General features: G+C 35.9%; 9 protein-coding genes, 2 tRNA genes and 1 rRNA gene. All 12 read left to right on the top strand.

The genetic code is table 11. The annotated features are described in order from the left end of the window. The first annotated feature begins 9 nt into the window (after nucleotides 1-9). The 12 genes from WR164_RS06235 (at nucleotide 10) to WR164_RS06180 (ending at nucleotide 11,354) form a co-directional block, all read left to right on the top strand. Nucleotides 10-285: an RNA-binding S4 domain-containing protein gene (locus WR164_RS06235; protein WP_286136662.1), complete on the top strand. Its 276-nt coding sequence runs from the start codon at nucleotides 10-12 to the stop codon at nucleotides 283-285. Between the two features lie 108 nt (nucleotides 286-393). After that, nucleotides 394-795, top strand: coding sequence for an FtsB family cell division protein (locus tag WR164_RS06230; protein WP_286136661.1), 402 nt, complete (start codon nucleotides 394-396; stop codon nucleotides 793-795). A 76-nt stretch (nucleotides 796-871) separates the two neighbouring features. Continuing rightward, on the top strand, nucleotides 872-1,342 hold the full coding sequence (locus WR164_RS06225) for a S1 domain-containing RNA-binding protein (RefSeq protein ID WP_286136660.1): 471 nt from the start codon (nucleotides 872-874) through the stop codon (nucleotides 1,340-1,342). Nucleotides 1,343-1,405: 63 nt separating this feature from the next. Next, the gene (gene tilS / locus WR164_RS06220) at nucleotides 1,406-2,785 is read left to right on the top strand and encodes a tRNA lysidine(34) synthetase TilS (protein WP_286136659.1); all 1,380 of its coding nucleotides are present in this window, start codon (nucleotides 1,406-1,408) and stop codon (nucleotides 2,783-2,785) included. A gap of 27 nt (nucleotides 2,786-2,812) precedes the next feature. After that, nucleotides 2,813-3,358: a hypoxanthine phosphoribosyltransferase gene (hpt, locus tag WR164_RS06215; protein ID WP_286136658.1), complete on the top strand. Its 546-nt coding sequence runs from the start codon at nucleotides 2,813-2,815 to the stop codon at nucleotides 3,356-3,358. Between the two features lie 98 nt (nucleotides 3,359-3,456). Next, on the top strand, nucleotides 3,457-5,490 hold the full coding sequence (ftsH, locus tag WR164_RS06210) for an ATP-dependent zinc metalloprotease FtsH (protein ID WP_286136657.1): 2,034 nt from the start codon (nucleotides 3,457-3,459) through the stop codon (nucleotides 5,488-5,490). A gap of 74 nt (nucleotides 5,491-5,564) precedes the next feature. Continuing rightward, complete coding sequence (gene hslO, locus WR164_RS06205; RefSeq protein ID WP_286136656.1) at nucleotides 5,565-6,470, top strand: Hsp33 family molecular chaperone HslO; 906 nt, start codon at nucleotides 5,565-5,567, stop codon at nucleotides 6,468-6,470. A gap of 14 nt (nucleotides 6,471-6,484) precedes the next feature. After that, nucleotides 6,485-7,495, top strand: coding sequence for a tRNA dihydrouridine synthase DusB (gene dusB / locus WR164_RS06200; RefSeq protein WP_286136655.1), 1,011 nt, complete (start codon nucleotides 6,485-6,487; stop codon nucleotides 7,493-7,495). 164 nt (nucleotides 7,496-7,659) lie between these two features. After that, nucleotides 7,660-9,147: a lysine--tRNA ligase gene (gene lysS, locus WR164_RS06195; protein WP_286136917.1), complete on the top strand. Its 1,488-nt coding sequence runs from the start codon at nucleotides 7,660-7,662 to the stop codon at nucleotides 9,145-9,147. Between the two features lie 378 nt (nucleotides 9,148-9,525). Then, nucleotides 9,526-11,101 (top strand): 16S ribosomal RNA (locus WR164_RS06190). Between the two features lie 83 nt (nucleotides 11,102-11,184). After that, a tRNA-Ile gene (locus tag WR164_RS06185) sits at nucleotides 11,185-11,258 on the top strand. Nucleotides 11,259-11,281: 23 nt separating this feature from the next. Then, a tRNA-Ala gene (locus WR164_RS06180) sits at nucleotides 11,282-11,354 on the top strand. The last annotated feature ends 113 nt before the right edge of the window (nucleotides 11,355-11,467 follow it).

Below are 11,467 nucleotides of genomic sequence, written 5' to 3'. Positions count from 1 at the left end.
GTGTTTGAAGTGAGATTAGATAAATTTTTAAAAATTTCTAGAATTATTAAGAGACGTCCAGTTGCTAAAGATATTGCCAACCAAGGACGAATTAAAATTAATGGTAAAGTTGCTAAATCTTCTACTAATGTTAATGTTGACGATCAAATCGCAATTGAATTTGGTAATAAAACATTGACGGTAAGGGTTAATCAAATTTTAGAAACAACTAAAAAAGCGGAAGCAGAAAATACTTACACCATTTTAAGCGAAGATTATAAACATGATTACCGTATGAAAAAATAATTAAAATAATTTTGAAATAACGCTCGTATCTTGGGCTTAACATGTTATTATAAAAGCATATAGTTTTGTTTAACATAATAATATTTTAATTTAGGAGGGTTAAAAAGGATGACTAGTTCGGCTAATAAAATTAAACAGCTTAACAATCCATACTTAAAGAGAAAGCGACATTTAATTAAGAAAAAGGAAGTCAGGTTTAGTTTTGTTAGTGCTCGAATGAAGCATTCTTTAATTATCGTCTCTGTGTCACTTTTAGCAATTTTGATTGCTTGTACTGGATTATTTCAAGCTAAACACGAATTTAATCATTCTAGCGAACAAATTAAAACAACGAAAGTAAAGCTTGCTAATCAACAGAAGCAAAATGAAACATTCAAGACAAGTGTCAAACAATTAAAAAATACTAATTATGTTGAACAGGTTATTAGAGAAAAATATTATTATAGCAAGCCAAATGAAACAATTTATAGTTTGCCAGGTGATATTTCTAAGGATGTTACTCAAAATTAATTAAAAATTGATATAAATTATACTCATTTGGTGCTATACTAATATATATTTAATTTTTAGGAGGAAATTTATTTTTATGGCAATTAAAGTTGGAGCAAAGGTTTCCGGCAAAGTAACAGGTATTACTAATTTTGGAGCATTTGTGGATTTAGGTGATCATAAAACTGGATTAGTTCATATCAGTGAGATTTCAGATAAGTTTATTAAAGATATTCATGATGTGCTTAAAGTTGGTGATGAAGTTACTGTTAAAGTGATTAGTATTGGTGATGATGGTAAAATTGGCCTTTCAATCAGAAAAGCTAAAGAACATCATAAGGAATATCATCATAATGACCATCATCATAGTGGTGATAAATTCCATAATCATAATAATAACTTTCATGGGAACGGGAATTGGAATAAACATTCTCATAACCATAAAAATAAAAAACCTGGTTTTGATGATATGATGTCCAATTTCTTAAAACAAAGTGAAAATCGTTTAGCAGTTATTAAAAAGAATACTGAAGGAAAACGTGGCGGTCGTGGTGGCCGACGTAGTTAAAATAAAAAATGATTAGGGTCTTAATGGGCCTTAATCATTTTATTTTTAAGGGGATTCGGTACTTTGAATTTACTTAAATCATTTGCTAGCAATGTTAACCGAAAAAAATGGTGGCAAGCTAATGAACCAGTGGTAATTGCGGTATCAAGCGGTGTTGATTCAATGACACTACTTTATATGATTGAACATCTATCAATAAGGAAACCACAAATTATCGTTGCTCACGTTAACCACGAGTTAAGGTCTGCAAGCGAATTAGAAGAACGTTATTTAAAAAAATATTGTAATCAACATCATTTAAATCTAGAAGTTGCTAGATGGCCTAAAAAATATCATCCAGCTTCAGGGGTTGAAAATGCTGCGAGGAATTTTCGTTATCATTTTTTTAAAACTGTGATGGATAAGCACCATTCAAGAGTAATTATAACTGCTCACCATCAAAATGATCAGGCTGAAACATTTATGATGAAATTAATTCGTGGTGGCGATATTTCCCAGTTAATTGGGATTCGATCTAAAAGAAAATTTTATCAAGGAATTTTAGTGCGACCATTGCTTGGGTATCCTAAGTCGCTTTTAAAGCAATTTGCTAAAAAGCATCATATTAAATGGTATGAAGATGTAACCAACCACTCATTAAAAATGATGCGTAACCGAATGCGTCACATTTTATTACCGCGAATGATGAAAGAAAATCCTGCTGTTTTGGATCACATTAGTGAATATGCTGAACAACTAAATGATTTAATTAATGCTAATACCGTTTTAATGAATCATCAATTAGATCAAATCCTTTTATTTTGGGATGGCCACCTGGGTAAATGGAATCTGAATTTAATTTGCCAAGAACCATTTGATCTGCAGTTGGAATTGATTAAACTAATTTTTCATCATTATTTCAGTGGGATTGTAATTTCTTCACATATTTTTTCAGAGTTATTAGAAATTATTAATAACAAAGGAAAACCGCAGGCAACAATTCAAAATAATCAGATTTTAATTAAAAAAAGTTATCAAGTTTTACAAATTATGTCAGTTAATACTTTTTTAAAGAATCGTTCAAAGAAGCATGCTGAATTGAAGCCGTTTCAATTAAAAATAAATCAAGTAGCTAAGATCAATAATATTAAATTTGGTATTTTTAACCATAATTGCTTAAAGTACCATGGAAAGCGTCAAAAAGTTTTTAGCTTAGCACCTTCAGATTTGCCATTAGTAGTGCGAAAATGGCATTATGGAGATGTAATTCGATTGAAGAATGGTGGTCATCAAAAGATTAGGCGAATTTTGATTGACCAAAAAGTTAAAAACGAGGATCGAGAATCGGCACTTGTTTTAACTACCCATTCAAATCGTGTTTTAGCATTATTAGGGTATAAAGAAGCTTCAGGATTTTCAAATAATCCTAAAGCTCATCAATATACATTCATTTTAGGTTTTTAATTAGATTGATTTGAAGGGGAGAAATTTATGAATAATGATATTGAAAAAGTTCTTTATAGCAAGGAAGATATAAAGAAAACTTGTCAAAAACTTGGTCAAAAAATTGCTAAACAATATGCCGGTAAAAAACCGCTAGTAATTGGCGTTTTAAAAGGTGCCATTGTTTTCATGACCGATTTAATCCGTAATATGGATATTTATATGGATATTGATTTCATTGATGTTTCTAGCTACGGTGGTGGAACCAAATCATCTGGAAACGTTAAACTAGTTAAAGATATTGATACCGATGTAAAAGGCCGCAACGTTCTTTTTATTGAAGATATCATTGATACTGGAAGAACTTTAAAATATTTAAAGAATTTATTAATGGATCGTGGAGCAAATTCGATTCATGTTTGTACATTAATGGATAAACCAGAGGGTCGCTTAGTGGATGTTAAAGCAGACTATGTTGGCTTAAAGGTCCCAAATGAATTCGTTGTTGGCTACGGGATGGATTATAAAGAAGAATACCGTAACTTACCATACGTTGGAGTATTGAAGCCAAGAGTTTATTCCAACCTTAATTAAAATTAAATTTTCTTCATCATTTTAAACCTTTTTATTAAATATTGACGTTTGTCGTGATATAATTAGCGTTAGTTTATTATGATGTTAGGAGGCAATAAATGAATAATCATCGAAAGAATGGGCTTTTTAAGAGTAGTCTATTTTATGTCGTGATTGCACTAGTCTTAATGGGAGCTCTTTTTGTCTTAAAGGGAAATGGTAATTCTGCTCAAACAGAAAGGCTTCAAGCTAGTCAATTTGTGCGTGAATTAAAGACTGGCCAGGTTAAAAATTTCTCTATCCAACCTTCTGGTGGGGTTTATAAAATTTCTGGTTCTTATCGAAATGCCCATGAAATCAAAACAAATAACATTTCATTCATTGGATCCAGCAAAACTGCCAAAGTTAATAACTTTTCAACGACCGTTTTAAAGAATAATTCAACAGTTAATGAAATTACTAATGATGCTAAATCCAATAACGCTAAAATGAATGTTCAGTCAGCTGAATCAAATAGTTTTTGGATTAACCTATTAGTATACGTTCTACCGTTAATTATCTTCATTTTCTTCTTCTATATGATGATGAATCGAGCCGGTAGTGGTGGCACTGGCGGTGGTATTATGAAATTTGGTAAATCAACCGCTAAACCATCAACTAGTAAAGTTAGATTTGCTGACGTTGCTGGTGAAGAAGCTGAAAAGCAAGAACTTGTTGAAGTTGTTGAATTCTTGAAGAATCCAAAGAAATATACGTCACTTGGAGCGAAGATACCAAAAGGTGTGCTTTTAGAAGGACCTCCTGGTACTGGTAAAACTTTGCTTGCTAAGGCAGTTGCTGGTGAATCAAACGTTCCATTTTACTCTATTTCAGGATCTGATTTCGTTCAGATGTTTGTAGGTGTTGGAGCTAGCCGTGTTCGTGATTTATTCAAACAAGCTAAGAAGAATTCGCCTGCAATTATCTTCATTGATGAAATTGATGCCGTTGGTAGAAAGCGTGGATCTGGTGTTGGTGGCGGACACGATGAACGTGAACAAACCTTAAACCAATTACTAGTTGAAATGGATGGTTTTAGTGGTAATGAAGGTGTCATCGTCATTGCTGCTACCAACCGTGCGGATGTTTTAGATCCTGCTTTAACTAGACCCGGTCGTTTTGATCGAAAAGTATTAGTTGGTAGACCTGATGTCCGTGGGCGTGAAGCAATTTTAAAGGTTCATTCTAAGGGCAAGCCATTTGCACCTGGAATTGATTTCAAAGAAATTGCAAGGCAAACTCCTGGGTTCGTAGGTGCTGATTTAGCTAACTTACTTAATGAAGCTGCTTTATTAGCTGCCCGTCGAGGCAAGAAACAGATTGGTTCTTCAGAGTTAGATGAAGCTGAAGATCGTGTTATCGCTGGACCAGCCAAAAAGGATGCCGTTGTTAACCCACATGAACAGGAAATTGTTGCTAATCATGAAGCTGGTCATACCATTGTTGGACTAGTTCTAAATGATGCTAGGGTTGTTCATAAAGTAACAATTGTACCGCGTGGTCGAGCTGGCGGATATGCAATCATGCTTCCAAAAGAGGATCAAAAGTTGCTTTCTAAGCATAATGCAATGGAGCAACTTGCTGGTTTAATGGGTGGAAGAAGTGCTGAAGAATTGATTTTCCATTCAATTTCATCTGGTGCTTCAAATGATTTCTTACAAGCCACTAAGCTTGCAAGAACTATGATTACCCAATATGGAATGAGTGATAAATTAGGTGATGTTATTTTAGAAGATCCATCTCAGCCTTATGCTCAGCCTAAGTATTCTGAACAAACAGCCAGAGAGATTGATTCTGAAGTTAAACGCATGATTGATGAAGCTCATAAAGAAGCTAGACATATTATTGAAACCCATCGTGAACAGCACCAAGTAATTGCAAAAGCATTATTGAAGTATGAAACTTTGAATGCTGCTCAAATTATGAGTTTGTATAAGACTGGTAAGATGCCTGATAAGAATTCAACAGAATTTCCAAGTGAACATGATGCTGCTACTTATGAGGAATCTAAAAAAGCTTTAGAAAAACGTGAATCTGAAAAGAAACAAAATCATGATTCGGAAAATCATTCTGATGATGAAAATCATCATGATAATGATAATCATTTCGAATAATATTTTTAGATTAATAAAAAAACGTGGGTGGATTTTCACTCACGTTTTTTTGAAGTTCAAATAGGAGGATTTTTATGACAAATAAGCATGACCACTTAGTAAAAAGTATTAGTAATGATGGAATGTTTAGGGCTTATTCAATCGATGCAACTAATATTGTTTCGGAAGCAAAAAGAAGGCATCATACTTCTGATGCTGTGACTGAAGCCTTAGGACGTAGTTTAATTGGCGGGGTTTTACTTTCATCATCAGTCATTAAAGGACGGGAAACTATGACAATTAAGATTGATGGAAGGGGTCCCGTCGGTTTAATTATCATTGATGCAGATGCTAATGGCAATGTAAAGGGATATATTCAACATCCAAAAGCTAAGGTAACTTCTGATTCAAATGGTAACATTGACGTTGGTAAAGTCGTTGGTAAAAATGGTTATATGCAGGTAATTAAGAGTCAAGGTGGTGATGAACCATATACTAGTAATGTTGAATTAGTTTCTGGACAAATCGGGGACGATTTCACATACTACCTTGCTCAATCTGAACAAATTCCGTCTGCCATTGACGTTTCAGTTAAATTAAACCAAGATGGTTCCGTTGAATATGCCGGTGGTTATTTAGTCCAAAAAATGCCAGGTGCATCTGGAGATGCCATTGAAAAATTAGAAAATCATTTAAAAATGATGCCTGGTATTTCGAAATTAATGTCGAATAATCAAACACCAGCGGATATTTTAAAACAAATTTTAGGGAGCAAAAATACTAAAATTTTATCAAAAACACCGACTCAGTTTAAATGTAACTGTTCTAAAAAGAGATTTGCTAATGACATTGCTGGATTGAATCCTAATGATATTAAACAAATGATCAATGAAGATCATGGTGCTGATGTTACATGTAATTTTTGTGGAAATCACTATCATTATAGTGAAGATGAATTAAAAGCCATTTTAATTTTGGCCGATAGTAAGAAGCATAAATAAAGGGGTGAATTGATTTGAAACCACAATTTAAGATTGGCAATGTTAAAATCCCTAACCGTGTTATTGTTGCACCAATGGCCGGAGTGACTAATCCAGCTTTTCGGATGATTTGCAAAGAATTTGGTGCTGGATTAGTGGTATGTGAAATGATCTCTGATCGTGGAATTATCTATCGGAATAAGAAAACATTAAAGATGATGCAAGTTGATCCAAGGGAACACCCAATGAGCATGCAAATTTTTGGTAATAGTAAAGAAACGCTGGCTCAAGCTGCTCAATATATTGAGAAGAACACTAACGTTGATATCATTGATATCAATATGGGATGTCCAGTTAATAAAGTTGTTAAAACTGGTGCTGGATCTAGATGGTTACTTGATCCTGATAAAATCTACGATATGGTTTCATACGTTACTTCTAAAGTTGATCTTCCAATTACCGTTAAAATGAGAACTGGTTGGGATGATGACCACCTTTATGCAGTTGATAATGCATTGGCTGCTCAAGCTGGTGGTGCTTCCGCAGTTGCAATGCATGGAAGAACTAGAGAACAGTATTACAGGGGCCATGCTAACTGGAATATTTTAAAGAATGTTGCTAAACACCTAACGATTCCATTTATTGGAAATGGCGATGTAAAAACACCAGAGGACGCTAAAAAGATGATTGATGATGTTGGTGCAGACGGTGTTATGATTGCCAGGGCTGTTGAAGGTAATCCTTGGATGTTAAAACAAACTTCACACTATTTAGCAACTGGTGACAAATTACCTGACCCAAGTTTAGAAGAAAAAATTAACGTTGCTAGGGAACACTTGCATCGACTGGTTGGTGTTAAGGGATCCTTTATGGGACCCAGGGTCTTTAGGGGCCAAGCTGCTTATTATCTAAAGGGGATTTCTCATTCCGCAAGAACAAGAGCTGCCTTAAATGATGCTGATACTGAGCAGGAAATGAATGATATTTTTGATCAATTTATTGAAAAAACACATGTGAGGGAAGCAAGAAAAGCAAATTGGAATTAATTACTAATTAATTAATGTTCATGCTATAATTAAAATGTCTTGAATAATATAAACTAAAAAATCATTCAATATGATTTTTAAATTTCTTGTTTTTATCAAGAATTTAGTTAAATTATATATTATGCTAAAAATATTCATATGGAGGTCTTAGTGTGGCACATGAGATGAATGATCAAATCCGTGTTCGTTTGGATAAGATGAATCAATTGCGTAAAGAAGGCATTGATCCATTTGGACATGGATTTAAGCGTGACCATTTGGCACAACAATTAACTGATGAATACAATCCACTAGATAAAGAAGCAATTGAAAAATTAGATAAACACGTTGTAATTGCCGGTCGAATGGTTGCTAAAAGAGGTAAAGGTAAGGTTGGATTTGCTGATATTTTGGATCGCTCTGGAAAAATTCAAATTTACGTTAGAAAAGATGTTGTTGGTGAAGATAACTACCACATTTTTAAACGTTCTGATTTAGGTGATCATTTAGGAATTACCGGTTTAGTTATGAAGACTGATATGGGGCAATTAACTGTTAAAGCAACTAAAGTTACATTTTTATCTAAAGCATTACGTCCACTTCCAGATAAATGGCACGGCTTAAAGAATAAAGAACAAAAATATAGACAACGCTATTTGGATTTAATTGCTAATCGTGAAAGTTTTAACCGTTTTCAAAAACGCAGTAAGATTATTTCTGCTGTTAGAAGCTATTTAGATAACGAAATGGACTGTACAGAAGTTGAGACACCAGTTTTGCATACTCAAGCTGGTGGAGCTAACGCTAGACCATTCGTTACCCATCATAATGCGTTAGACATTACATTATACTTAAGAATTGCCTTAGAATTACATTTAAAGCGTTTAATTGTTGGTGGAATGGAACGTGTATATGAAATTGGTCGTGTTTTCAGAAATGAAGGGATGGATCAAGAACATAATCCCGAATTTACTGAATTAGAATCATACATTGCATACTTTGACTTTCATGATGTTATGGACGAAACTGAAGGCATTTTTAAGGCTGCTGCTAACGTTGTTAGTGATGATGGAACGGTTGAATATCAGGGTCATAAATTAGACTTTAAGAAACCGTTTGCTAGACTTCATATGTTGGATGCCATTAAAAAATATACCGGCGTGGATTTCTGGCCTAAGATGTCTGTTGATCATGCTAGAAAATTAGCTGATGAACATCATATTGAATACGAAAGTTACTGGAAAGTTGGCCATATTATTAATGCTTTTTTTGAAAAATTAGTTAAACCTAAGATTAAGAATCCAACATTTATTTACGGTCATCCGGTCGAGATTTCTCCATTAGCTAAGAAGAATGCAAAGGATCCAAGATTTACTGATCGTTTTGAATTATATATTCTTGGTCAAGAATATGGTAATGCGTTCTCTGAATTAAATGATCCAATTGATCAAAGAAAACGTTTCGAAGCCCAGGCTGCTGAAAAGGCTGCTGGTAATGATGAAGCACAACCAATTGATGAAGATTATGTTGAAGCATTATCATATGGGATGCCGCCTACTGGTGGTTTAGGAATTGGAATTGATCGTTTAGTTATGATTTTAACTGATGCACCATCCATTAGGGATGTTCTATTATTCCCAACGATGCGTCCTGAAGATAATACAGATAAATAAATTTAAAACTTCGTTCCTTGATTAGGGGATGAAGTTTTTTAATACATAATTGGAATTTTTTGAAAATACTGTTGACAGATAATTTAATTCACGGTATAGTAATAAATGTTCCGTTAAGGAGCACTAATTTAACAGCTTGTTTTTAGAAAATATATTAATTTGCTGTTGACATTTTAATTACCTGATGATATGATAATTAATGTTGCGTTGCAGAGATGCAACAATAAAAAGTAGGTCTTTGAAAACTGAACAAGATATTTAAACAACCTAAGATGTGTAAGGTGTTTTATATTTATATAAAACAAACAAACTTATGCGAACGAAGTTAATTCGTTCTTAATTATTTTAAGAAGAGCTTTGTATTAAACTTTTCATTTTTAAAATGAGAGTTTGATCCTGGCTCAGGACGAACGCTGGCGGCATGCCTAATACATGCAAGTCGAACGAGGTTTCCTTAATGATAGTTGGTGCTTGCATCAATTTGACTTAAGACCTAACCGAGTGGCGAACTGGTGAGTAACACGTGGGTAACCTGCCCTGAAGTAGGGGATAACATTTGGAAACAAATGCTAATACCGTATAACAACATAAACCACATGGTTTATGTTTGAAAGATGGCTCTGCTATCGCTTTTGGATGGACCCGCGGCGTATTAGCTAGTTGGTGAGATAATAGCTCACCAAGGCGATGATACGTAGCCGACCTGAGAGGGTAATCGGCCACATTGGAACTGAGACACGGTCCAGACTCCTACGGGAGGCAGCAGTAGGGAATCTTTCACAATGGACGAAAGTCTGATGAAGCAATGCCGCGTGAGTGATGAAGGGTTTCGGCTCGTAAAGCTCTGTTGTTAGAGAAGAACAGGTGTAAGAGTAACTGTTTACATCTCGACGGTATCTAACCAGAAAGTCACGGCTAACTACGTGCCAGCAGCCGCGGTAATACGTAGGTGGCAAGCGTTGTCCGGATTTATTGGGCGTAAAGTGAGCGCAGGCGGTTTTTTAAGTCTAATGTGAAAGCCTTCGGCTTAACCGAAGAAGTGCATTGGAAACTAAGAAACTTGAGTGCAGAAAAGGATAGTGGAACTCCATGTGTAGCGGTGAAATGCGTAGATATATGGAAGAACACCAGTGGCGAAGGCGGCTATCTGGTCTGTTACTGACGTTGAGGCTCGAAAGCATGGGTAGCGAACAGGATTAGATACCCTGGTAGTCCATGCCGTAAACGATGAATGCTAGGTGTTAGAGGATTTCCGTCCTTTAGTGCCGCAGCTAACGCATTAAGCATTCCGCCTGGGGAGTACGACCGCAAGGTTGAAACTCAAAGGAATTGACGGGGGCCCGCACAAGTGGTGGAGCATGTGGTTTAATTCGATGCTACGCGAAGAACCTTACCAGGTCTTGACATCTTTCTGCTAGCCTAAGAGATTAGGTGTTCCCTTCGGGGACAGATTGACAGGTGGTGCATGGTTGTCGTCAGCTCGTGTCGTGAGATGTTGGGTTAAGTCCCGCAACGAGCGCAACCCTTATTATCAGTTGCCAGCATTCAGTTGGGCACTCTGGTGAGACTGCCGGTGATAAACCGGAGGAAGGCGGGGATGACGTCTAATCATCATGCCCCTTACGACCTGGGCTACACACGTGCTACAATGGACAGTACAAAGAGTTGCAAAACCGCGAGGTCAAGCAAATCCCATAAAGCTGTTCTCAGTTCGGATTGCAGGCTGCAACTCGCCTGCATGAAGTTGGAATCACTAGTAATCGTGGATCAGAATGCCACGGTGAATACGTTCTCAGGCCTTGTACATACCGCCCGTCACACCATGAGAGTTTGTAACACCCAAAGCCGGTGATGTAACCCTTCGGGGAACTAGCCGTCTAAGGTGGGACAGATGATTAGGGTGAAGTCGTAACAAGGTAGCCGTAGGAGAACCTGCGGCTGGATCACCTCCTTTCTAAGGATTTAATTCGGAAACTTACACATGTTGTGCAAATGTCTTGTTTAGTTTTGAGAGGCCTACTGGCATCGCGTTTTGTTGGGCCTATAGCTCAGTTGGTCAGAGCGCACGCCTGATAAGCGTGAGGTCGATGGTTCGAGTCCAGCTAGGCCCATTTAACGGTCTGACCGTAATATTGGGGAATTAGCTCAGTTGGGAGAGCACCTGCTTTGCAAGCAGGAGGTCAACGGTTCGAACCCGTTATTCTCCATTGACATTTCATTGTCATACTTTGTTCTTTGAAAACTAGATAATATTAATTTCTATTGAATTGATAATTTATATAATTATTCAATTTCAACCGAGAACACCGTGTTATTTTGA

The sequence above is a fragment of the Philodulcilactobacillus myokonensis genome, assembly GCF_027923585.1.
GTDB lineage: Bacteria > Bacillota > Bacilli > Lactobacillales > Lactobacillaceae > Philodulcilactobacillus > Philodulcilactobacillus myokonensis.
The sequence above is the reverse complement of the archived record's forward strand: the minus strand, read 5'-3'. Positions and strand labels throughout refer to the sequence as shown.

Coding starts and splice junctions, on each gene's coding strand:
- WR164_RS06230 (WP_286136661.1), top strand. CDS start 394: ATGACTAGTTCGGCTAATAAAATTAAACAGCTTAACAATCCATACTTA.
- WR164_RS06225 (WP_286136660.1), top strand. CDS start 872: ATGGCAATTAAAGTTGGAGCAAAGGTTTCCGGCAAAGTAACAGGTATT.
- hpt (WP_286136658.1), top strand. CDS start 2,813: ATGAATAATGATATTGAAAAAGTTCTTTATAGCAAGGAAGATATAAAG.
- ftsH (WP_286136657.1), top strand. CDS start 3,457: ATGAATAATCATCGAAAGAATGGGCTTTTTAAGAGTAGTCTATTTTAT.
- hslO (WP_286136656.1), top strand. CDS start 5,565: ATGACAAATAAGCATGACCACTTAGTAAAAAGTATTAGTAATGATGGA.
- lysS (WP_286136917.1), top strand. CDS start 7,660: ATGAATGATCAAATCCGTGTTCGTTTGGATAAGATGAATCAATTGCGT.